This is a genomic window from Lysinibacillus sp. NPDC056220 (assembly GCF_049315265.1).
GTDB classification, from domain to species: domain Bacteria; phylum Bacillota; class Bacilli; order Bacillales_A; family Planococcaceae; genus Lysinibacillus; species Lysinibacillus pinottii.
Map to the genome: position 1 here is coordinate 333,178 of NZ_JBMOXD010000001.1, position 24,274 is coordinate 357,451.

A 24,274-nucleotide genomic window follows, 5' to 3' on the forward strand; every position below is an offset into this window, starting at 1 on the left:
TATCATTGATAAAAAAAAACGAATAAGCGCAAATAGCTCTTTAACTATTTGCGCTTATTTGTTTTTCAGTAACTATTTAGCCAAAAGATTCGTTGCTTCTTCCAGCGTCACCATATTTTTCATCATTGAGCAAGCAGCATCTAATAGAGGAAAGGCTAGGGCTGCACCTGAACCTTCTCCTAACCGCATATTCATATGCAGCATCGGTTCCACTCCCAACAATTCAGCGGCTATTTTAGCTCCGGGTTCCTCCGAAGCATGAGAAGCTATGATAAAGTCCTTCACTTTCGGTTCAATTTGATAAGCTATAAGCGCAGCAATAGTCGAAATAAAACCATCAATCACAACAGGTTTTCGGTGACTTGCGGCAGCAAGTATAATACCAGCCATAGCCCCAATCTCTAGCCCTCCAACTTTAGCTAGTACATCAATGATATCGTTAGGATTTGGTTGGTTAAGCATAATTGCTTTTTCAATGACCGCTGCTTTATGAGCAATTCCTCCTTGACCAACACCTGCTCCAAACCCGGTTATTTGAATAGGGTCATAGCCAGTCAAAACAGCTAAGATTGCTGTGCTCGGCGTTGTATTACCAATGCCCATCTCACCTGTTCCAAGTAGGTTGGCCCCTTTTGTAATTTCGTCTGTTGCCACACGAATCCCCACTTCTATGGATTGAATAGCCTCCTCTCTAGACATAGCAGGGCCCTGTGCTATATTACCTGTTCCATATTTCACCTTTTGGATGATTACGTCCGCATTGAGAGGGATATCCTCCTTAACTCCAACATCTACCGTTACAACTTTGGTATTGGTCACACTTGCAATTGCACAAACACCTGTACCTCCCTTCGGAAAATTCAATGTTTGAAATAAAGTAACCTCTTGAGGATTCGGCGTCACGCCTTCTTCACAAACTCCATGATCTGCTGCACAGACAATCATCACCTTTTTATCAATCATCGGATATAACTGGCCTGTAATTCCAGATAGTTGCACAGCAATGGACTCCAATTTCCCTAAGCTTCCTGGAGGCTTACAAAGAATATCTATTCGTTTTCTTGCTTGCTCCCTACTATTTTTATCAGCGCCTTGAATGTTTTGAATCGTGTCATGTAATAATTGCATTGTCATTTCTCCTCTCGTTCTTCATGAAGACAAAATAAAAGCCTGTAGTTTATTGTCATGACAAATAAACTACAGACTTTTCCATCATCTATATTCTTAAAGCAAATAGGCAGGTCTCCTGGCTTAAGTTCAACATTTCATAGTACCTTCCCAGCAATGAGCTAGTGGTCTTCACTATTAAACTCCCTTTTACAGTGGCGGGTCCGCTAAAGTTTTTCACTTTATTCCCTATTCTCCCTTAATGGGCACCTAATGCTTATATTAAACTACTTTTAATCTACGACAGAGTATTTTTTCTGTCAATATTTGAATGCGTTACTTGTATCATTTCTTCGGCTACCTATTTTTTTCTAGCTCACTTAGCAATGTTGACCCTAATAATAGTATCGCTCCTATTAGTTGTAGTAGCGTCATTTTTTCTCCAATAAACATCGTTGAAATGACTAATGATGTCAGTGGATCTATATAGCTAAGGATGGCTATACTTTGCCCTTTCAGCTTTGACATGCCCCAAAAGAACAATAAAAATCCAACTCCTGCATGGACAATACCTAATACTATTAATAGTAAGACTGACTTAAAACTGATTGTCATGACCTGAAATCCTGTTGTCCCAAGTATATAAAAACAAAGGAAAAATGCTGCTAAAGCTAGTTGAATTAATGTATTTCCCGGTTCTTTTATGTTACCTATACATTTATTTGTAAATGTTAGAGCTGTGTAAAAGCATGCGGCGATAAGACCGTAGACAATGCCAATAAATTGTTTACTGTCCCCAGTGCCTTGACTTTGGACAATCAAATAAAGTCCGATAAGGGCTACACAGACATACATCATTTTTCTGCCAACTAGCTTCTCCTTTAAGATAATTGGAGATAAACAGATAACGAGTACTGGTGCAACATAATAACTAAGTGCAGCATTAGCAATTGTTGTTTCTTTATAAGCCTGAAATAAAAAAATCCAATTCCCACATAAGGCAACACTAGAAAGTACTAATTTCCACTTATTTTTGAGAATACTTCTTTTCGTAAAGCTTTCCTTTTTATAAATAAAAATCACTATCAAAAAACAAGCACCAATTAAGCTCATCCAAAAAGCGATTTCACTTGAAGATAAAGGTATATACTTGGCAAAAACACCAACTGCGCCAAAAATAATCATGGATAATACAAACGCTAATTTTCCGCTCATTACAATTCCTACTTTCTACGTATAAGTATTAACCTACACAGTAGAATCTATTGAAAATGAGCAAACTGTTATTGTATGCCTTACCAGTAGATTCTACTGTAAAGACATTGTTGGGGGTGCTATTGAACGAAACATACAAATCCCTCCTTCACCGATATAATTGTAACATATTTCAGAAAATTAAAGAGTATGTTTTATAGATAAAGGGAAAATGAATCACTAATTACTTCATTAGGTAAGGATAAAATTTTCTTTAAGGAGGAGTTAGAGTGCACGCAAGAGAATTAAGAAACGCTATTGCAGAGACTTGTGAAAACTATGATAGTCAATATGCGCAGTTAGTAAAACCGATTAATCAGTTATTAATGAATGTTGATGCTTTCATCAGTGAAGGAACGGCGTATGTCATTATAGAAAATTTGAAATTATATTATAGTGGAGATAAATACATGGCGGAATGTCACTTCGATGAGAGTGAAAATTTCTTACAGGATGGCATTGAGCTTCTAAAAAAGGGAGACCTGGCGAATGGCGCTTTACAAATATACGGTGCTGGTTTAAATTTTGCCAGTTATGCTTCAAAGGTTCGGGGGCAAAAAAATGTGAACCCGTACATGAACTTTGAAAAAAACTTTAGCCTCATCATGGACTCACTCCAAAAATAAGCACATGAAAAAAGAAAGAGTATACACTCTTTCTTTTTTCATTATGTCATTATTTAAATTCTAATTCGCCATCGTAAGCTAACATGCCACCTTCTAGGTTTGTCACATCAAATCCTTGTGCTTCTAAATAAGAACAAGCATTAGCTGAACGGCCACCAGCCTTACAAACGATAATATATGGCTTTGTTTCATCTAATTCCTCTAGACGTTCTGGGATTGTCCCAAGAGCGATATGCTGAGCGCCAGGAATCATGCCGTGTGCTACTTCATCCTCTTCACGAACATCAATAATATATAGGTCTTCATTTGCATCTAATAGTTCTAATAATTGTGTTGTTTCCATTGATTTCATCAAACTCGTCCTCCAAATATCTATTTCCTTTATCATTATAGCCTGAAGCAAAAAAAACAGCCAGTGTGGAGTACACTAACTGTTTAACAATCTTTTTATGCTTCTGTCTCTAAAAATTCTATTGGTTTTGCTGGAACGAATGTAGAAATAGCGTGCTTGTAAATCAGGTGCTGCTTATTATCAGCATCCAATAATAGAACTGTAAAATTATCATATGATTTCACAGTCCCTTTTAACTGAAATCCGTTTAATAGAAATACAGTTACAAAAACACTGTTTTTACGTAGTTGGTTCAAGAACGTATCTTGCAAGTTGATTGATTTCATCAAATAGCCTCCCTACTAACTTTCTACCTCTTCATTCCTATAGTAGCACGTTCTACCAATTTATCAATTAGTAATTTTTAGAAATTTTTCTTTAATTTTATAATTGTTCACCTGTCATCACAAAATGGACATCCATTTTATTGCGGAAATAAGTAAGTTGCCTTTTCGCATAGCGACGAGAATTTTGTTTTAAGCTGTCTATGGCGCCTTCTAGTGAACATTTGCCATCTAAATAATCATATAATTCCTTATAACCAATGGCTTGTATAGACTGCACACCCCGGATATTTTGTTGCCATAGCCCTTGGACCTCTTCTAAAAGACCATTCTCCATCATCAAATCGACACGGCGGTTAATACGGTCATAAAGCACCTCTCGTGACATATTTTGACCTAGCCCTAAAATCAAGTGATTATAGAGAGGTACCTCGCCTCGATTTTGAGCTTCAGCTGCCTTCGATACACCGCTTAATTCTAGCATCTCTAATGCGCGAATGACACGACGTGTATTATTTGGATGAATGGCTTCTGCAGTTTGAGGGTCTAGTTGTTTTAATTTATCGTGCATTGCCTCGGGACCAAGCTTCGCTAATTCATCATAATAGGCTTGACGTGCTGCCTCATCCACTTTTTCATCAGTAAATTGGAAATCAAACAGAACAGCTTGTACATATAAGCCTGACCCACCTACGATAATCGGTAGCTTATGACGAGCTTGTATGTCTGCAATTTTCTCTCTTACTAGCTTTTGATAGTCGGCCACTGAAAATGATGCTGTCGGCTCCAGAAAACTTAGTAAATGATGAGGAACTCCCTCCATCTCTTCTTCCGTAATTTTCGCCGTACCTATATCTAGCCCTTTATAAACTTGCATTGAGTCACCATTAATGATTTCTCCATTATACTTTTTGGCAAGTTCAATACTTAACGCTGTTTTTCCAGAAGCAGTTGGTCCCACAATTGCTACGACCTCAGCCTGCTGTAATTTATTTTCTATCATATTTTTCTAACCACCGTAATAATACTTGAAAGACTGCTTCTTGATTGTCTTCATTTAAAATTTCATGTCTTTTATCTTCAAATAAATAAACAGTGACATCCTCCACACCAGCAGTTGCTAATTGTTCTGCCACTGCGTACACTCCTAGTCCCTGTTCACCGACAGGGTCTTTACTGCCGCTTATCAAAAGTATTGGAAGATCCTTTCTTACTTTGGCAATCTCTTTTTTGCGATTCAAGGTTGAAAAGCCTGTTGTCAAATCTACAAAAAATTGATTGGTTGGAATAAAGCCACAGTATGGATCATCTATATACTTTTGAACTTCTACCTGTACAGAGCATAACCAATCATAGGCAGTCTTCGGATTTGGAAACTGCTTATTAAAACTACCAAAACTTAATTGATTGAGAAGCCTGCTTTCTGTCTCTTTACCAAGACCTTTGGCTAAAGCCTTGGACACGATATTACCAATTGCGTGTAAAGCTGTAACATTACCCGTTCCACAGAGCACAACATTGTCTACCAGTTCCCCATACCGTTGGATATAGCGTCTCGTAATGAATGAGCCCATACTATGACCAAAAATAATGAACGGTTTGTCGACAAATGGTGCATGTAATTGAGTCATTACTTCATGTGCATCTTCTACAACACGTTCAAAGCCGTTATTTTCAGCAAAAAAGCCTAAAGTTCCATTATAAGCAGCTGTTTCACCATGTCCACGATGATCGTGCATCGTCACTACATAGCCGGCTTTTTGAAGAGTGTGAGCAAATTTTAAATATCGACCACTATGCTCCGCCATGCCATGTAATATATGGATACGTCCAATACAAGGCTTTTTAGATTCTAATGTTCGTGTGAATACAAAATGGCCATCAGACATTTGAATATAACGCTCCATCGCTTACTCCCCTTCTTTCACGAAAATAGTGGCATCCAAGATGGCTTGGTCTAATTCAGCCATATAAGCATTTCGTTGCTCCTCCGTATAATTCAAGTGTTGTTGCATCACTTGAAGCACTTGTTGCTTATAAAGCTTGACTGCTTCAATGTCAAAATACAGCATACCAGTACGGCGAATAAAGAAGTCACTTGGCGTATAGACCATTTCAGCTTCTAAGCCATATAATAGCATCGCATGTAAAGTAAGTGGCATTGTACTACCATGCTCATGTAAATATTTTACGCGATCAAATAAAGCATCCACATTCGTGCCATATTTTTGAACAAGTTGCTTAGCTTCATCGTAATTTAAACCATACTGAACACCTTCTCGAGCTTTATAGGCAATATAGTCAGGGAAATTGATGGCATTAATCCCCTTTGCTCCTGATAGTGATAACTCTCGAGTTATAGATGCGCTCGCATGCTTATAACGACGGATTTTTACAATTTTATCTACAATCGATTCTGCCATTTGTCGGTAGCCTGTTAACTTGCCACCTGCTATCGTCATTAAACCACTCGGAGCCGTCCAAATTTCATCTTTTCTTGAAATTTCTGAAGGATTCTTTCCTTTTTCATAAATCAATGGACGAACGCCTGCCCACGATGATTCAATAGTAGCTCTCGTAATATTGGCTGTAGGAAATACTTTCTTTGCCGCCTCTATTAAATAATCCACATCTTGCTGTGTTGCAACAGGATGTACTGGATTGCCCTCGAAGACAGTATCCGTTGTACCTACATAGGTTTTACCATCACGCGGAATAGCAAATGCCATACGTCCATCAGCAATATCGAAATAAACTGCTTGCTTTAATGGAAAATCTTTTTGATTTAGGACAATATGAACACCCTTCGTCAACCGTAATTGCTTATTATCAGCTACTTTATCCCTTTGACGTACATCATCTACCCACGGACCTGTAGCATTAACAATTTGTGCGGCGTGTACATTCAAAATGCGTCCTGTTAAATGATCTTCTACTTTAATTCCAATTAGCTTTTTCTTGTCGTAGATAAATTCCTTCATCTCCGCATAATTAAGACAAAGTGCCCCATATTCAACAGCCTTTTTTAATACTTCAATCGTAAGACGCGCATCATCGGTACGATATTCAACATAATAGCCTCCACCGACAAGTCCTTCTTGATTGAGTAAAGGTTCTAATGCTAAGGTTTCTTGCGCATTTAGCATTGTTCTACGTTCCTGTTTTTTGACACCTGCTAAACGGTCATAAACTTTTAAGGCTAGAGATGTTGTCATTGGGCTAAGGGAACCCTTTTTATATAAAGGCAAAAGCATTTTTTCTGGTGTTGTCACATGAACAGCATTGTCATAGACGATTTCACGTTCACGTCCCACCTCTGCTACAACTCCTACATCAAATTGCTTTAAATATCGTAGTCCACCATGGATGAGTTTAGTCGACCGACTCGATGTTCCGGCAGAGAAATCCTGCATGTCGATACATGCAACGGACAATCCCCTTGAGGCAGCATCCAGAGCAATACCTGCACCCGTAATGCCTCCACCAATGACTAAAACGTCAAAACTATAGTGCTCTAAATAATATAAAATTTTTGGACGATGCTCATATGAAAACATACCTTTTTCCCCCAATAGCTAAGATTTAAAAATTCGTGTTGCCTCTACAGCTCTTTGCCAGCCAGCATAATGAGCTGTCGCTTGGTCTTTTTCCATTTTCGGCTGGTAGGTTTGACCATTTACCCTCAGTGCTGATAAAACCTCTTGATTTGGCCAAAAATTTGTAGCAAGTCCTGCTAAATAAGCTGCACCTAATGCCGTTGATTCATTGAGCTTTGCCAGCTCAACATGCAACTGTAATATATCACTTTGGAATTGCATCAATAACTCATTTTTTACCGCACCACCATCTACACGGAGTACTTCAATAGGTGCCCCGGCTGCTACTTCCATAGCATCGAGTACATCCTTCGTTTGATAGGCTAATGATTCAAGTGTCGCACGGATGAAATGTTCTTTAGAAGTGCCCCGCGTTAGCCCAAAAATGGCACCACGAGCATCTGTATCCCAATAAGGTGTACCTAGTCCAACGAAGGCAGGTACAACATAGACGCCATCCGTATCGGCTACTTTTTTAGCATAGGTTTCAGAATCCTCTGCTGTCCGAATCATACGTAGTCCGTCTCGTAGCCATTGAATCGCTGAGCCTGCTACGAAAACACTTCCCTCTAATGCATAGGTCACTTTACCATCTATTCCCCAAGCAATTGTCGTCAATAACCCATTTTTCGATTTTACAGCCTGTTTTCCTGTATTCAATAACATAAAACAGCCTGTACCATAAGTGTTTTTGGCCATGCCTTTTGTAAAACAAGTTTGCCCAAAAAGGGCCGCCTGCTGATCACCAGCAATACCTGCAATCGGAATGTTTTCACCAAAGAAAATACTTGCTGCCGTCTCAGTGTAAATTTCTGATGAATTTTTCACTTCAGGAAGCATCGACATCGGAATATCTAATAACTGACAAAGTTCCGCATCCCATTGTAATTCATGAATATTGTATAGTAATGTTCGAGCTGCATTTGAATAATCGGTAACATGAGCCTTTCCCTTTGATAATCGCCAAACAATCCAAGAATCAATCGTGCCAAATAATAAATCTCCATTGTCAGCCATTTCACGGGCGCCCTCTACATGATCTAATATCCATTTAATTTTTGTGGCTGAAAAATAAGCATCTAGACGTAATCCCGTTTTTTGCTGAAAAAGCTCCTCATGCCCTTGTTCTTTCAGGTCATTCACGATTTCCTGCGTTTGACGCGACTGCCAGACAATGGCGTTGTAAATAGGCTGTCCTGTATGTTTATCCCACACAACAGTTGTTTCTCGCTGATTCGTTATTCCAATAGCATGGACCTCGCTAGCATCATGTCCACTTTCTGTTAAGACGGTTGCAATTACTGAAAGAACCGAACCCCAAATTTCATTGGCATTATGCTCTACCCAACCAGCCTTTGGAAAAATTTGCTGAAACTCCTTTTGTGCTACATGATTAATTTCACCTTTTTTATTGAATAAGATAGCTCTTGAGCTTGTTGTGCCTTGATCAATCGCTAAAATAAATTCGCCCATTATTTTCCCCCTCTTCACTACATGACTCGTTTGAACATTTTTTCCACTTCATACGATGTAAAATGAATTAGCACTGGACGTCCATGTGGACATGTAAATGGATTATCAGCCTTGCGTAAATCTCTAAGCAAAATTTCCATTTGTTCTTTCGTTAAATAATAATTGGCTTTGATAGATTTTTTACAGCTCATCATAATCGCTGCGGCTTCACGTAATTTTTTAATATCTGCCTTTTTAGTCGTCAGCACCTGTTCAATTAAATCTTCAATGATTTCCTGTTCCTCACCTTGAGGGAACCAACTAGGGTGCTCTCGTACTACAAAGGAAGATTGTCCAAATTCCTCTAAAAATACGCCTACTGCTTCTAACTCTTGTTTGTGTTCTCGTAATAAAAGTGCCTCATCAGCCGCATAGTGGAATGTTAGTGGCAGCAGTAATGCCTGACGTTCATGTGGATTAACTTGACCAACCTTTTCCCGGAAAAATTCATATTTAATGCGCTCTTGTGCAGCATGTTGATCAATTAAATAAAAACCATCCTCCATTTGGGCGACAATGTATGTGCCATGGATTTGCCCTACTACTTCCAGCTCAGGGAACGGTTCCTTACCCGTTTCATCTACTAAATCCTCATGTTGCTCGGTAATAGTTATTTCTTCTATTTCTACAGCCTCTAATGACGGAGTTGTCTGCCCATAATCCTTTACAATAGTAGAAACAGGCTCTGGCTCTACTGGAGTTTCTCGTTGGTTTTCTCGAATGGTTTGCACATCATATAACTTCTCTACAATTGCGTTCATTTTCTCCACATCTATCTTAGGTGCAGGCTTCCAAATATTTAATTGCTCTGTAGCTGGTTTGACGATTTTTTCTTTTTTCTCCATTTGTGGTACACGAATAACGCTACGTATTCTCTCACGAATAGTTTCTTCGATTAATTTTAAAAGCTCTGGCTCCTTACTTAAACGAATTTGATGTTTAGCAGGATGCACATTGACATCTGTCAAATATGGATCTCCCTCAATATAAAGAACCACAATGGGAAAACGTTCAATTGGTAAATACGTATGGTAGGCATCAACAATGGCTTTTTGTACTAAATAATGCTTAACCCAGCGACCATTGACGAATAGAGACATATAATTTTTTGAAGCACGAGTTACCTCTGGTAGGGTCACATAGCCAGAAATACGATAATCGTGTGACTCTCCTTGGAAGGACACCATCTTCTTGGCATTATGTACTCCATAAATGGCAGCAAGCACTTGTTGCACATCTCCTCGTCCGTTTGTTTGGAGCAATATTTGACCATTATGCAGTAATCTAAAAGCAATTTGCGGATTACTAAGGGCAAGACGATTCATTAAGTCAATTGTGTGCCCAAGCTCAGTTTGAATAGTTTTCATATATTTTAAGCGAGCAGGTGTGTTAAAAAACAATTGTGATACCGTCAGATCTGTACCTTTACGTAAAGGGCCGGGCTTATGCGTCAACATATGACCACCCTCCAGCTCCAAATGTGTACCAGATTCACCGTTCGATGTAATTAGAGTCATTTTTGAAACAGAAGCAATAGATGCTAATGCCTCACCACGGAAGCCCAATGTACGAATACGAAATAAATCATGTTCTTGATGAATTTTACTCGTTGCATGGCGAGAGAATGACATAATAGCGTCCTCTTCATCCATACCGCTACCATTATCAATTACTTGAATGGAAGTGAGACCCGCTTCTAGTAAAAAAACATCAATGGACGTACTTCCCGCATCAATAGCATTTTCTACTAGCTCTTTGACAACTGAAGCTGGTCTTTCAACTACTTCTCCTGCTGCAATTTTATTGGAGAGCCATTCGTCCATAATTTGTATGTTTCCCACTAACGTATCACTCCTTTATTTTTTCATGTTTAATAACTCTTGCTGTAACTCATATAAAATATTCATCGCCTGCATCGGTGAAGTTCCTAAAATATTAACTTTCTCTAATTTTTTTAGTACCTCTGCCTCAGCTGGTGCCATTGGCTCTTCTTCAGTAAATAAAGACATTTGCAGTGGTGGTTCTGCTATTTTCTGTGCTTCAGCCACTACTTCGTTCCCAGCCTCAAAGTTTTCCAACAGCACACGAGCTCTTGCCAAAATTTCTTCTGGTAGCTGCGCCAATTGTGCCACATGAATACCGTATGATTTATCAGCAGCGCCTTTTTTCACCTTATGCAGGAAGACAACCATGCCATTTTTTTCGGTAGCTGCCACATGGACATTTTGTAAGCGTGGCAAATCCTTTTCAAGAGCTGTTAATTCATGATAATGCGTAGAAAACAACGTATTGGCACCGATTTTGTCATGAATATACTCCATCATGGATTGAGCTAAACTCATCCCATCATAAGTAGAGGTTCCTCGCCCAATTTCATCAAATAACATTAAACTGTTTTTTGTGGCATGCATAATGGCGTGTTGAGACTCAAGCATTTCCACCATAAATGTTGATTGCCCAGCTGCTAAATCATCAGCTGCTCCGATGCGAGTGAAAATTTGGTCAGTGATAGGTAGCTTAGCCTTTTCAGCAGGTACATAGCAGCCCATTTGTGCCATGACGACAATTAATGCTACCTGACGCATGTAGGTACTTTTACCAGACATATTTGGTCCCGTAATAAGCATCATGTTGTTCTGCTCCTCTAGCACACAATCGTTTGGTACATACATTTGCTTGTTTAACATTTTTTCCACAACAGGATGGCGACCCTCAATGATTTCGAGCGCTCGTCCATTATGGAATTGTGGTTTTGTAAAACGATATTTTTCTGAGATGCTAGCAAAGCTTAGCAAAACATCTAACTCACTTATGCTCGCTGCCAGTGCCTGTACACGTGGAATAAATTCCTTTAATGCATCTCGAATTTCTACAAATAAGTGATACTCTAGTGCTAGGCTTTCTTCCTCAGCATTTAAAATCAACGCTTCTTTTTCTTTTAGTTCCTGTGTAATATAGCGCTCTGCATTAGCAAGCGTTTGTTTACGTTCATAACGAGTTAAATCCGCTAAATGAATATTAGATTTAGTAATTTCAATATAATAACCAAAGATGCGATTATAGCCTATTTTTAAGTTTTTAATGCCTGTTTTTAGTCGCTCCTCTTGCTCCAACTGAGCGATCCAATCCTTACCATTACGGGCGGCATATCGAAGCTCGTCTAATCGTCCATGATAGCCGTCTCGAATCACATCACCTTCTTTAATGGTAATAGGTGGATTGTCCGTTATGGCTTTTGCTAAAAGTTCCTCAACATCTGTACATGTATCGAGTGCTACCCCTATTTGTTGGAGGGTCTCCTTACCTGCACCCATTAGCTGCTGCTGAATAGCTGGCACTTGGCGCAACGAATCTCGTAATTGTGCTAAATCACGGCCACCTACATTGCCAAAAGCAACTCGACCAGCTAGACGCTCTAAATCATATACCTGTTTTAAGGCAGTTTGTAACTCTGTTCTAACAAAATATTCTTCCAATAAATCAGTCACAATCGCTAGTCTAGACTCAATAGCTGAGCGTGTGGCAAGCGGCTGATGTAGCCATTGTTTTAATTTACGGCCACCCATTGCTGTGACGGTATCATCGAGTAACCATAACAGTGTCCCTTTTTGATCTCCACCGCGAATGGATTGAATGAGCTCTAAATTCCGCTTTGAGCTAGAATCAATGCGTAAATAATGCTTCATTTCATTAAACGTAAATGCTTGAATATGTGATAACGAACGCATTTGTGTTTTATCTATATAGGCCAATAATCGAAGGCATGAAATTTGTAAGGCTGGCGGAACAGCTTCTACATAGCTAGCTGCTTTATCCATCGTCATTTCATCGGCTTCCACTGACAGTACAATGGCAGCATTTGCAGCATGTTCTGCTAACAATAGCTGTAAACTATCCGTTACAATAAGTTCACGAATACCATAGGCCTGCATTTGCATTAATAATGCTTTGCCATCGCCTTCAATGGAAGAAGCCACGGCTTCACCTGTTGATAAATCTAGATATGCATAGCCAAATGTTGTGTCATCCAGTTGTTCGGCTGCTCCAATAAAATGATTGGATTTCCCTTCAAGTGTCTTACCTTCCATAATTGTACCTGGTGTGATGAGTTGAACCACTTCACGTTTGACCACGCCTTTTGCTTGCTTTGGATCTTCCGTTTGTTCACAAATGGCCACTTTATAGCCTTTTTGCACAAGCGTTTCAATATAATTTTTAGCTGAATGATGCGGCACACCACACATGGGAATTCGCTCTTTTGCCCCTGCATCTCGGCTCGTTAATGTAATTTCTAAAATTTGTGAGGCATTGATGGCATCCTCAAAAAACATTTCATAAAAGTCACCTAATCTAAAAAATAAAAAGGCATCCTTGTAATCTTCCTTAACCTGCAGATACTGTTGCATCATTGGTGTATATGTTGTCATATAAATATTTACCTCGCTCTTACCTATAGATACTTTTATTATAACAAAAGATACATGCGAAACGCTTCATTCACCTTTTTTAAGATGCTAGCGTTTCGCATGTATCGAAAAATGATGGTTTCTAAAATTATCTTGGTCGTTCATCAGGAAACGATGATGACTCTAATACATACCTACCTTCTCCATCAGAGCTTGAAGATGAGCTTGAGCTCGAGCTAGATGAGGATGAGGATGATGAACTCTCATCATTAAAGCTCCAGTCTTCTTCATAATCTAGCGGATGTACACTAATACAAATTGTTGTTTCACCCATTACTTCCACAACCACTTCACGTTCCACTACAATTTCAAATTTCGTACCACATGAAGAAATAACTGCTTCAATACAATTTGGTTCTTGTATTACCCGTACACGAACATCATCACCAACACTAATTTCCCCTTCTCGATAGTGAAGCTTCACTTTGTCTTTATAGTGAATTGTTTCCGAAAACACAGCTGTCTTCGAATGATTACTGTAGGCATACCATACATTGACATCAAATTTCCCTGTTACTTCTACAAATTTCCCGACTCTTTTAGCAGAGCAAGTATGGTTAATTACCCAGCATCCTAAAATACTTGTCGGTTTATTTGTTGGTGATAATGTTACACGCTCTTCCGTTCTCTTCTTCCCTTTGGCAACTACTGCTTTCGTCACGATTTGTCGTAAACGTTTCAGCGCAATTCCTCCTTCGACTCTTTTCACTCCATCATATGCAGGTTGCGCCCATTGGGTGAACATATATTTTAGAGAATTAAATGATTCCTCTAGAACTCTTTCAGAAAGATGACTGCTATAGCATGAGCATTCCTCCATAGAAATGAACATAAAAAAGCTCGAATGCTGTCATTCGAGCTTTACTTCTATAATCTGTTAAGAACAGCTACCTGGTTGAGAATTATCTACATATGAACCCGTTTCACCACGTAGCACATCGCCGCCTGTTGAGCGGATAATCTCATTTGTTACATTATTAGCGATTGTATTCGATACTAATTGCAATAAATCATTAACATCGCCTTGTGATTCTTTAAATTGTTGAACAACTGGGATATCATTAATTTCTTCTTCGATTTTTGCAATTTTATCTTCAATCATTTTAAGCGCTTTTTCTTTCCCTAAGTGTTGGAAATTAACAGCCTGTTTTTGTAAACTTTTTAGACTAGCAATTCGTTCACGTACTTGTTGATTTTCATTGATTTGAGCTTCTGCTTTTTTGAAAAATTCAACCTCTGGTGTATTTGCAATCATATGTGCAATTTCATGTGATTTTTTAATTAAATCTTCTTTTGTGTATAAGATTTGTGTCATTTACGCTTCCACCTTTTCATTTTTTACGACTTCCAAAAACTCACCAGTAAGTGAATAAGATGTAGTCTCGATAATTTTAACCTTTACTAATTGACCAATTACTTCTGCTGGTCCTTTAAAATTGACCAAACGATTTTTACGTGTATAGCCTGCTAGCACATCATCTCGTCGTTTACTTGTTCCTTCAACTAACACTTCGACAACCTCACCATTTAAACGCTCTAAGGCTTTACGAGAATACTCACCCACAACTTCATTTAAACGTTGAAGTCGTTCCTTTTTCACCTCTTCAGGTACATTATCGACCATTTTTGCAGCCGGTGTCCCTTCACGAGGAGAATATATATACGTAAATGCTGCCTCAAAGCCAACTTCACGGTATAAGGAAAGCGTTTCCTCGAATTGTTCCTCTGTTTCATTTGGGTAGCCAACAATAATATCTGTCGTTAATGTTACTTCAGGAATGGCAGCCTTAATTTTTTCTACTAATGTCAGGAAATGCTCACGTGTATATTTACGAGCCATAATTTTTAAAATGTCATTAGAGCCAGATTGTACTGGTAAATGAATATGCTCTACTAAATTACCACGTTTTGCAAGTACTTCGATTAAATGATCATCAAAATCTCGAGGGTGACTCGTTGTAAAACGAATTCTTGGAATATCAATTTTTCTTAAAGCATCCATTAAATCACCAAGACGATATTCGATATCCTCAAAGTCTTTCCCGTAAGCGTTGACATTTTGACCAAGCAACATGATCTCTTGATAGCCCGCTGCCGCTAGCTCTCGAACCTCAGCAATGATCTCCTCTGGACGACGACTCCGCTCTTTTCCACGTGTATACGGTACGATACAATACGTACAGAATTTATCGCAACCATACATAATATTAACCCATGCTTTAATGGAACCAAGGCGTTTTTTCGGCAGATTTTCAATCACATCGCCTTCTTTTGACCAAACTTCTACGACCATCTCTTTCGACATGTAAGCTTCCTTAAGAATGTTTGGTAGGCGGTGAATATTGTGCGTTCCAAAAACCATATCGACATGTGGATAGCTTCTTAAAATTTTATTAACAACAGATTCCTCTTGCGACATACAGCCACAAACCCCGATTAGCATCTCTGGGTTTTTTCGTTTATATTTCAACAGGAAACCAAGTTCTCCAAATACTTTGTTTTCAGCATTTTCTCGAATGGCACATGTATTCAGCAAGACCACGTCAGCCTCTTCAATTATTTCAGTTGGTGTGTAACCCAGCTGCATAAAAATACCAGCCATTACTTCTGTGTCATGCTCATTCATTTGGCAGCCATAAGTACGAATGTAAAAAGTACGATCTTTACCCATTCCTGCAAATTGTTCGTCAATGTTAAAATCCTTATGGTATTTCACATCTTCTTTGCCACGTTTTTTAGCATCTTTTAAGGAAGGTGCCGTAAAGACCTTCTCAAAATATTTACTGTAATCCTTTTCAGGCTTGTCTTCTTTTTTTGGTTGATTGACCTGTTGATTAGCTAAGCGTTGTTCCTCATTCATCGCAATCAGGTAACTCCTTTCAAACGAAATCCATGCACTTGAATTTCCATCTTACTATTATACTGAATAGTTGATACTTCCTACAAGGCTTGCGCTTCAAATGTCGTGGTTTCGACTTAATTACAAGTAGCTGAAAGGATTGATTCGTCCATTTTCAAGTTCTATTATCTATTAGGCGCTAAACGTCCCGATTAATAAAATACTTCCTATGCTTGATATATAAGTATCCATCGTATAATTTCAGCTTAATCCAACGCTTCATACTCATATCCTCTTTATAAAATAAAGCATTTGTATATTGACCTTGTTTCACTAAACGTTTTGCTTCTATTTTTAATTTTTCATTCCCCATACATTTATATAAGGTTCTGGGAGGCAGTAGTGACCACAAATGCTTAGTTTGGACATATGTTCGTTCAAGCGGGATGTGAAATAGATAATCATCCACTACATATTGCATGTAGTTATGGCCGCTCGCTGTCACATAATAGCTGGAAGAACCGGCTCGTAAATTCAGCTCAAATAACTTGTACTCCCCATCTCGCGGATCATATTTCATATCAAAATTGGCATAGCCCGTATAACCAATGTCCTCCAACAGATGCCGGATTGTATCCATCAATTGCTCATCATAATCGGTCATGACAGCTAAAGAGATACCCTTGTTTTGCGGAGAGGGGTCCTCAAATAGCTTATTGCTTAAACACATCAATTTCACTGTTTTATCCCTCCCTACATAAACATCTAACACACGAATGAACGAATCATCACCGGGGATAAACTCTTGTAAAATTAAGGAATCTTGATAGCTTGAGCGATAAATACAGTGAACAATCTTTTGCACCTCACTGTCATTATGGGCTAGATAAATTTTTTTCTTCTCAGGAAAGGAGCAGCTAGAGTACGCCACAGAATTAGAAGGTTTAATAATGATTGGGTAGTGGAATGGTATGAAGCAGTTTGTCTGTTGTTCCTTTGTTACAGTCACTGTTTGAGGGTATTTTAACTTATACAAGTCACAAAGTTGATAAAATTTTTCCTTCGTTTGAACCTTCTTTAGCAAAGCTTGGTCGATATAGGGTAAAATAAAATATTTTTCTAGCTCCTCTTTATTTTGAATGATTAGCTCTGCGTAAAAGCAGTCACACACTAATAAAATCAATCGTTGATGCTGAAACTGCTTCGCCAGCATCTGCAGCGCTTGCACAAAATAGTGAGGGTCATCTAAATGCTCTACATATTGAAATTCGAGGATACCACTATTTTGAGTGGCGATGCCCTGGGCACCACCGGAGAAAAGTGATCGGAAATTCCCTCGCTCTCTAGCTGGCTCAATAACAAGGCTCTTAATATGATAAGCTTCATAAAAAGAACGGGCTACCCCGTAGGCATGCTGTCCTGACTGTATAACAATAGGCAAAAAAGGTTGTTCCTGTAGGTATGACAATTCGATCGCCTCTCTAGTAAAAATGAATTTATTCATTTGTATGCGCACTAGATTGTACATATGTAGCACCCATAAAAGACACTAATATAAAACTTTAGTGCCTTCTCCAGTATCTATATTTCTATAAATTTTTTAATGCGTTGTTCAAAAGAGACAAGAGATTGAACCCCATGACTCTTGAGCAAGTCCGTATTGGCAAATGTATATTTTCCTAAATCATCAGGGAAATGGGCATCTGAGGATACAGTAAAAATAACCCCATAATCAAGTAAGGTTTGTAAAAAACGAGGGCCAGGGCACATTTCTTTTACAGGATAACGATAATACAAGCCGGCATTGATCTCAGTGGCAGTTTGGGTTGACGTTAAAGCTTGTGCGATACGCTCATACCAAACTTTCAGAAAAGCCTGATCCTCTACCTGATAATTAAATACTTTAAAGTTGTCAAGGTGGGCAACAAAATCAAATAGTTTGGACTGAATCATGTTTTCAACAGTCATAAAGAATCGTTCATAATTTTCTTGTAATGCTTGCGGATTCATTTGTTCAAATAGATGTTCTGTTTGGGGATTATCAAAGCCCCATCCATCCACAAAATGGACTGAACCGATGACATAATCCCATGGGTGGTCTGCTAATAATGAAGTTAGTTCCATCTCCCCACCTATAAAATAATCTGCCTCTATACCTAGTTTTAAGGCAATTCCTTCTTGGTGCCATTTTTCCTTCGCCTGCTGAATGGTAGAGACAAAAGAATCGATATTTTCTGTCATGACACGATCCAGCCAATATTGCTGTAATTGACCAATCTCACTATCGTCCAACTTCATAAAGCGCTCGAAATAAGCGCGCGTCTCCTTAAAACGATATAAGTGATCAACAATGCCTACCTCACGTAATCCAAGCCGCTTTGCTTGCTGAAGATATAAATCTAACCATTCCTCACTATAACAGCCATTTTGAACCCTCTTTGTTAACCTCTGAAGTTGATAGGTCATTTGCTCCTTTGAACCTTGTGCAGATGCATCCACACATTGAAAGAACTCAAGCGCCTGTGATGTACGCTCTAGCCAGCGCGATGAATAAGGACCCTCTTCTAAATGTACATGATAATCAATAGTCATCAACTTTTCCCTCCATTACATACCGTCCATTTTTCTTCATAAGCCTGCCACTCTAATGGACAAGTACTTTCACAAAAAATTTCCGTACATTCTTCAAGATGACAGATTTGGAAAAATGATTTTCCATTAATCTTTGATGCATCCGCTAATAAATAATTAACCTTACTATGCTTTTGCATTTTTTTTGAAATAAGAGATTCATCTAAATCATAATCATACACGACACCCTCACTAATGCCGCCACAGGAGATAAATGCTTTGTCAAAATTCATATTATCTAACATTTCCAAAGTCATAGCGCCTGCGACAGAGGATTGTCGAGGATTCGCAGTACCTCCTAGTAAAATAACCTTCCCCGTCATGCGCCTTTCTTCTATTGCTAAATTGAACTGGACAGCTGCTGCAATCGAGTTCGTAACAACTGTTATATCGTCAACAGCCAGTAGAAAATCTGCAATATGGACCGTTGTCGTCCCCGTATCAATGGCTATCGTATCTCCATCACCAATACGTTTTGCGGCCATGCGAGCAATTTGACGCTTAGCCTCTTTTTGCATTTGAAGCTTACGCAAAAAGGCAGGCTCATTCCGCACGTTCGTATATTTAATAGCTCCTCCATGCACTCTTGTTAATAATCGCTGTTGCTCTAATTCATCAAAGTCTCTGCGTATTGTTTCAGGGGCTACTTGAAGCGCATCAGCAATATTCGCAACAATAATTTTCCCTTCCCGCTCTAATTGTTTTAAGATAAATTCAAATCTTTCTAGTTTTGCGTAAGTCATGATAATGCAATCACATCTTCTTTTGCGACATAACACTTATAGGTTGTTCCCATTTCAATTGAATCACCCTGTTGATGCAGTTGCTCCATTGTAAATATGGTTTCTCCCTCAAATGTTGTTCGAATGATATTGCCACTCATTAATGATTGTCTCGCTGTTCCTGTTATAGACAGATCGCCGTTTCTTTTATCGAAATGCAGAGCTTCTGGACGAATCGCAAATTTACGGGAGGTTTCTGGTAAAGATTCTCCGAGCATTCGCTCTAATACCTGTCGGGAAAAAACATTATAATGCCCGATAAAATTAGCAATAAATTCATTATCAGGTTTTGTATAAATCTCAGTTGGTGTCCCACTTTGCGCAATACTGCCATTATTCATTACAAATATTCTGTCTGAAACAGCCATGGCCTCTTCCTGATCATGCGTTACTAAAATCATCGTCATATTGAGCTTCCGTTGAATGGCTCGTAAATCTGTTTGAAGCTTCTTTCGTATTTGAGCATCTAGCGCACTCAGTGGCTCGTCTAATAACAACACTTTAGGTCGAACAATTAAAGCTCGTGCTAGTGCAACACGTTGTTGTTGACCTCCCGATAGTTCTTTCGGATATGCGTGGGCTTTTTCACTTAAATGAACAAGCTCCAGCATATCTTGAACGCGTTTTTCTAAATCAACTGAATTCTCCTTTTGCATACGTAAGCCAAAGGCGACATTTTCTTGCACGGTCATATTCGGAAAAAGTGCATAGGATTGAAAAACCATCCCTACTTGGCGATCCTTAGGTTGTACACCATTCATATCTTTGCCTTCAATGGAAATAAGCCCTGCCGATGCATCTGTCAAGCCTGCGACAATGCGAAGAATCGTACTCTTTCCACAGCCACTTGGCCCTAATAAAGTAATAAATTCACCTTTGTCAATTTTCATATTAATATTCGATAAAACAGTTGATGACCCATAGTTTTTATGAAGCCCTTCAATAACAAGATAACTCATAGATTTGTAGCACCTTTCGATCGTTTCGTTACTAAAGCAATGACAAATGTTAATAAACCCATCAGCACGATATAAATGAAAACTACTGCACTAGCAATATGTCCACTAGTACTAAGTTTTTTCATTAAATAAATTTGAACTGTTTCAAAGCGAGAGCCAACAACAAGATTAATTAAGACAAATTCACCAAATAAAACAGAGAAAGATAACAGCGCACCTGCAAATAAGCCTGGATAAACAGTAGGCAGTAAAATTTTTGTGAACGCTTGCCTTTTAGATGCCCCAAGTAATTGAGCTGCATCAAGAAGCTGCCTTGCATCTATATTTCGCAAACTATTTCGTGTGCCCTGATAGATATAAGGTAGAATTCCAACAACATAGGCCCCTAGAACAACGAAAATCATCGGTATCCCTATTTGACTATAAACACGGATAAGCCCAACCGCTAAAATGATTCCTGGGAAAGAATAGACCATGACAACGGCCATCTGTATCCATTTTTCATACGTTGGAAAGTACAAGACAATAACGAAGATGGCTGGCACAATAACGAGGAGTGCGATACTAACAGCACCACCTGCTAGCAATACTGAACGTCCAAATGCCTGAATAAATTCACTATCCTGAAACAATGTGGAAAACCATTTTAATGTAAATCCTTCTGGTAATATAGTTGAATTCCATTTTGATGCGAAAGCGTAGAGCATCGTTGCTAGAACGGGCAATATAAGATACCCCATTAACAGGAGGAAAAATAAATCAGCCAAGCCTCGCTTTTTCATTTAAGCTTCCTCCTTGTGTTTGAGATGCTCCACTCACTAATTAACATCGCCGTTACCATCGATACGGCTAAAATGACCGCAATTGCACTTGCTAGCTCTGGTTGGGCAAAGATATCACCTTTAATTAATGAGCCAATACGAATCGCCACTAAATTGTAATTACTGCTAGTCAGTGCATAGGCTGAGGCATACGCACCCATAGCATTAGCAAATAATACACTAAAAGTTCCGACAATCCCTGGAAGCATCACGGGTAGACCAATTTTCCTCCAAAACTGCCAACTGGATGCCCCTAAAAGTGCAGCTGCCTCCTTCCACTGCTGCTGGATTCCATCATAAATCGGATATAACAGCATAAGCGATAGTGGAAGCTGAAAGTAAATATAAATTAATAAAAGGCCACCCCAACTATAAAGTGAAAATGATGACAGTGCATCGATATCCCATTTTTCAAATAACAGTGTAAATAAACCACTGTTGCCAAGTAACACGATAAAGGCAAAAGCTAACGGAATACCCGAAAAATTAGATGTTAAATTTGTTAGTATTAAAATTTTCTCTCTCACTGGCTCAGAAAACTTCATCATCGCATAGACCGCGAACAATGTAACCATTAACGCGATAATAGCTGAAATGATGGATAAGGTAATACTATTTTTAAAACCTTGTAAAATATAGCCGTTCGTAAAGACAGCCTTGTATTGCGTTAGCGTGAAGCCATCACTATTTTGAAAGCTAGTTATGAGCATATACAATAAAGGGACAAGGAAAAATAATAATAGTAATACTAGAAAAGGAGAAAGCCAGGCAATGGATTGCCGCTTCGATATCAACACAATCACTTCTTTCTATAATTACTGCTGCCCAAGGGGATAATAGTCGCTCTAGCCTAACAGGAGCGACTATTATGATTTAAACCTCTTTTGCTGTATATACACCTTCAAGTAAAAGTGGCACCATTTCATCAGTAGGCTCCATCTTCAATAAATGACAGCATAGTGGTGCAATTTGTAATTGGGAAACAACACCCTCATTTATCCCTGCCTTGACAGAATCGGCGATTACAAACAGTGGAACATAACGATCCTCATCCGTTGTTCCTCCATGATTGCCATCACTCGTCATGCCATGATCAGCTGTAACAATGACCTCATACCCTTGTGCCATACATTTTGGAATGAATAATGATAATATGGCATCCATCGCTAAAACACGATTGCGATATTGTGCGGAATCCGCAGTAAATTTATGACCATCATCATCAACATTCATCGGATGAATATAAAGGAAATCAGGCTGCTTTTCATCCATTAACCAGGCTGCATCTGCAAATACATGACTATCCGGATAATGATCCTCAAAATAGAACAATCCATTGTCAATTGGTAAGGATGTATCCAGTTGAATTCTGTCAGCCATATGGTTAAATGGCGCTCTGTTATAAAGTTCACTTACCCAATAATAGGCTGAGGCTGCTGTAGACAATCCGTGTTCCTTTGCAACGTGAAAGACACTTTTTTGAGTCGATAAACGGACGGTCATATTACTTGTGACACCATGAACAATTGGGGGTGTCCCTGTTAAAATGGTTTCATATAATGGTCTAGATAACGCAGGAACCTCCGAACAAATTTTATAGCGGGCTGCTACCTTTCGCTCTACTAAATGGTGTAAAAATCCCATATGGGAACAAGCAGTATCAAAGCGTAGTGCATCAACGACAATTAAAACTACTTTCTTATTTTGCATGGATTAACACCTGCTCCTGATATAATTGTGGAATTTGCTTTGTTGTATCTTCCCATTTCTTTTGATCGTTTACTGGTTGAGCATTGTTATACATATCAGCTGGTAACAATAAATCTTTTACATCCTGTGGTAGGTCCACCTTGTCTCGAATTGGTCTTGCATAGCCTTTTGCTAAATTTTCTTGACCTGCATCAGATAAAATATATTCACGTGCTAGCATGGCTGCATGTGGGTTTTTAGCATACTTATTAATGATCGTTGCATAGCCCGAAGTAACAGAACCCTCTTTCGGTATCACTACATCAAAACGTTCCTCATCAATTTGGTGACGATAGCCTAATGCATTAAAATCCCATAAGATAGCGACATCAATTTCTCCCTTTTCTAAATTTGCGACAGATGGGTCACCCTGTAATCTACCTTGCTTCGCTAACTCTGCAAAAAAATCAATCCCGGGTTGAATATTGGACTCATCTCCACCAAAAGCCATGGCAGCAGCTAAAATGGCAAACTGTGCTTGGTTAGCTGTTAATGCATCTCCAATACTGACTGTATAATTGCCATTTTTTAAATCCTCCCACGATTTCGGAGCATCTTTTACATTATTTTTATCTGTTAAAAATGAAATAGTTCCTGTATAGCCTACAATCCAATGGCCTTCATTGTCTTTTGCCCAATCAGGTATCTCTTCCCAATAAGAAGTTTTGTATGGTAATGTGAGGCCCTTGTCCTTAGCAATCGGACCAAAAGCAATCCCTACATCACCAATATCTGCTGTAGCATCATCTTTCTCTGCTTCAAACTTTGCTAATTCTTCAGCACTCGACATATCTGTATCTTTGTGTTTAATGCTATATTCAGTTCCTAGCTCCTCCCAAGTCTCCACCCAGTTCGCCCATGTATCAGGCATACCAACAGAATTGACAGCCCCCTCTTCCTTTGCTTTTGTCGTAATTTCTTCAAGCGTTACATCTTCCTTTACCTCATTTGTACCTGATGAACTGTCTGAACAAGCTGCCAACATGGAAATGGCTAATGCACCAATTAAGCCTTTTTTCCACAACTTTTGAATTGCCATGTGTTGGACCCTCCATTTGTTTTGGTTTATTTTTATTTGCTTACATCCGTAATGGTATAAAACAAACATTAAGCAAGTATGGAGGTCATTAAAATATTTAGTAAAAATTATTGAGAAATTATAAAATCTATGAATGTAAATAATAATTGAAGGAGAATTGTAAAATGGAAGGAAGGAGATAAGGAGAAATCTAGTTCTGTATGTGCACGTTTGTTTGA

General features: G+C 38.8%; 22 protein-coding genes and 1 riboswitch. Of the genes, 1 reads left to right on the forward strand and 21 read right to left on the reverse strand.

The genetic code is table 11. The annotated features are described in order from the left end of the window. Positions 1 to 72: 72 nt before the first annotated feature. Entirely contained in the window at positions 73 to 1,128 is a 1,056-nt protein-coding gene (cobT, locus tag ACOZBY_RS01670) for a nicotinate-nucleotide--dimethylbenzimidazole phosphoribosyltransferase (RefSeq protein ID WP_036160989.1), read from the reverse strand. Positions 1,129 to 1,219: 91 nt separating this feature from the next. Next, positions 1,220 to 1,396: riboswitch (cobalamin riboswitch) on the reverse strand. 68 nt (positions 1,397 to 1,464) lie between these two features. Beyond that, positions 1,465 to 2,322 carry a DMT family transporter gene (locus ACOZBY_RS01675; protein WP_031419062.1) on the reverse strand — a complete coding sequence of 286 codons (858 nt, stop codon included), beginning with the start codon at positions 2,320 to 2,322 and terminating at the stop codon, positions 1,465 to 1,467. A 269-nt stretch (positions 2,323 to 2,591) separates the two neighbouring features. On the opposite strand from ACOZBY_RS01675, the gene ACOZBY_RS01680 reads away from it, so the two are divergent. Next, positions 2,592 to 2,987: a hypothetical protein gene (locus ACOZBY_RS01680; protein ID WP_012293363.1), complete on the forward strand. Its 396-nt coding sequence runs from the start codon at positions 2,592 to 2,594 to the stop codon at positions 2,985 to 2,987. 49 nt (positions 2,988 to 3,036) lie between these two features. Here the strand turns inward: ACOZBY_RS01680 and ACOZBY_RS01685 are convergent, their stop codons facing one another. From ACOZBY_RS01685 to ACOZBY_RS01775, 19 genes are all read right to left on the reverse strand, one after another. Next, complete coding sequence (locus ACOZBY_RS01685) at positions 3,037 to 3,339, reverse strand: rhodanese-like domain-containing protein (protein ID WP_025114024.1); 303 nt, start codon at positions 3,337 to 3,339, stop codon at positions 3,037 to 3,039. Positions 3,340 to 3,434: 95 nt separating this feature from the next. Next, positions 3,435 to 3,665, reverse strand: a complete 231-nt coding sequence (gene hfq / locus ACOZBY_RS01690) for an RNA chaperone Hfq (protein WP_031419061.1) — start codon at positions 3,663 to 3,665, stop codon at positions 3,435 to 3,437. A 97-nt stretch (positions 3,666 to 3,762) separates the two neighbouring features. Continuing rightward, positions 3,763 to 4,665: a tRNA (adenosine(37)-N6)-dimethylallyltransferase MiaA gene (gene miaA / locus ACOZBY_RS01695; protein ID WP_012293361.1), complete on the reverse strand. Its 903-nt coding sequence runs from the start codon at positions 4,663 to 4,665 to the stop codon at positions 3,763 to 3,765. After that, complete coding sequence (locus ACOZBY_RS01700; protein WP_198694681.1) at positions 4,652 to 5,569, reverse strand: alpha/beta fold hydrolase; 918 nt, start codon at positions 5,567 to 5,569, stop codon at positions 4,652 to 4,654. Before ACOZBY_RS01700 ends, miaA begins: the two co-directional genes overlap by 14 nt. 3 nt (positions 5,570 to 5,572) lie before the next feature. Beyond that, positions 5,573 to 7,219: a glycerol-3-phosphate dehydrogenase/oxidase gene (locus ACOZBY_RS01705; RefSeq protein ID WP_031419058.1), complete on the reverse strand. Its 1,647-nt coding sequence runs from the start codon at positions 7,217 to 7,219 to the stop codon at positions 5,573 to 5,575. A gap of 18 nt (positions 7,220 to 7,237) precedes the next feature. Next, a complete protein-coding gene (gene glpK, locus ACOZBY_RS01710) occupies positions 7,238 to 8,731 on the reverse strand; it encodes a glycerol kinase GlpK (protein WP_036167503.1) in 1,494 nt (497 codons plus the stop codon). A 17-nt stretch (positions 8,732 to 8,748) separates the two neighbouring features. Further along, positions 8,749 to 10,611 (reverse strand): DNA mismatch repair endonuclease MutL, encoded by a 1,863-nt coding sequence (gene mutL, locus ACOZBY_RS01715; RefSeq protein ID WP_036215013.1) that lies wholly within the window; start codon positions 10,609 to 10,611, stop codon positions 8,749 to 8,751. Positions 10,612 to 10,626: 15 nt separating this feature from the next. Continuing rightward, complete coding sequence (gene mutS, locus ACOZBY_RS01720; RefSeq protein WP_031419054.1) at positions 10,627 to 13,197, reverse strand: DNA mismatch repair protein MutS; 2,571 nt, start codon at positions 13,195 to 13,197, stop codon at positions 10,627 to 10,629. Positions 13,198 to 13,324: 127 nt separating this feature from the next. Continuing rightward, positions 13,325 to 13,981 (reverse strand): outer spore coat protein CotE, encoded by a 657-nt coding sequence (cotE, locus tag ACOZBY_RS01725; RefSeq protein ID WP_012293355.1) that lies wholly within the window; start codon positions 13,979 to 13,981, stop codon positions 13,325 to 13,327. A 132-nt stretch (positions 13,982 to 14,113) separates the two neighbouring features. After that, positions 14,114 to 14,551 carry a RicAFT regulatory complex protein RicA family protein gene (locus ACOZBY_RS01730; RefSeq protein ID WP_012293354.1) on the reverse strand — a complete coding sequence of 146 codons (438 nt, stop codon included), beginning with the start codon at positions 14,549 to 14,551 and terminating at the stop codon, positions 14,114 to 14,116. Further along, entirely contained in the window at positions 14,552 to 16,096 is a 1,545-nt protein-coding gene (gene miaB, locus ACOZBY_RS01735) for a tRNA (N6-isopentenyl adenosine(37)-C2)-methylthiotransferase MiaB (RefSeq protein ID WP_031419051.1), read from the reverse strand. It lies immediately after the preceding gene. 178 nt (positions 16,097 to 16,274) lie between these two features. After that, positions 16,275 to 17,579, reverse strand: a complete 1,305-nt coding sequence (locus tag ACOZBY_RS01740) for an ATP-grasp domain-containing protein (RefSeq protein WP_197149300.1) — start codon at positions 17,577 to 17,579, stop codon at positions 16,275 to 16,277. Positions 17,580 to 17,656: 77 nt separating this feature from the next. Further along, positions 17,657 to 18,667 (reverse strand): histidinol phosphate phosphatase domain-containing protein, encoded by a 1,011-nt coding sequence (locus ACOZBY_RS01745; protein ID WP_012293351.1) that lies wholly within the window; start codon positions 18,665 to 18,667, stop codon positions 17,657 to 17,659. Continuing rightward, positions 18,667 to 19,449 carry a DeoR/GlpR family DNA-binding transcription regulator gene (locus ACOZBY_RS01750; RefSeq protein ID WP_012293350.1) on the reverse strand — a complete coding sequence of 261 codons (783 nt, stop codon included), beginning with the start codon at positions 19,447 to 19,449 and terminating at the stop codon, positions 18,667 to 18,669. The genes ACOZBY_RS01745 and ACOZBY_RS01750 overlap by 1 nt, the downstream gene beginning before the upstream one ends. Next, positions 19,446 to 20,447, reverse strand: coding sequence for an ABC transporter ATP-binding protein (locus tag ACOZBY_RS01755; protein ID WP_012293349.1), 1,002 nt, complete (start codon positions 20,445 to 20,447; stop codon positions 19,446 to 19,448). Before ACOZBY_RS01755 ends, ACOZBY_RS01750 begins: the two co-directional genes overlap by 4 nt. Continuing rightward, positions 20,444 to 21,229: an ABC transporter permease gene (locus tag ACOZBY_RS01760; protein WP_012293348.1), complete on the reverse strand. Its 786-nt coding sequence runs from the start codon at positions 21,227 to 21,229 to the stop codon at positions 20,444 to 20,446. The genes ACOZBY_RS01755 and ACOZBY_RS01760 overlap by 4 nt, the downstream gene beginning before the upstream one ends. Beyond that, positions 21,226 to 22,071 carry an ABC transporter permease gene (locus ACOZBY_RS01765; RefSeq protein ID WP_012293347.1) on the reverse strand — a complete coding sequence of 282 codons (846 nt, stop codon included), beginning with the start codon at positions 22,069 to 22,071 and terminating at the stop codon, positions 21,226 to 21,228. Before ACOZBY_RS01765 ends, ACOZBY_RS01760 begins: the two co-directional genes overlap by 4 nt. A 70-nt stretch (positions 22,072 to 22,141) precedes the next feature. Next, on the reverse strand, positions 22,142 to 22,978 hold the full coding sequence (locus tag ACOZBY_RS01770) for an alkaline phosphatase family protein (RefSeq protein ID WP_012293346.1): 837 nt from the start codon (positions 22,976 to 22,978) through the stop codon (positions 22,142 to 22,144). Then, positions 22,968 to 24,056: an ABC transporter substrate-binding protein gene (locus ACOZBY_RS01775; protein ID WP_012293345.1), complete on the reverse strand. Its 1,089-nt coding sequence runs from the start codon at positions 24,054 to 24,056 to the stop codon at positions 22,968 to 22,970. The genes ACOZBY_RS01770 and ACOZBY_RS01775 overlap by 11 nt, the downstream gene beginning before the upstream one ends. Positions 24,057 to 24,274: the final 218 nt, after the last annotated feature.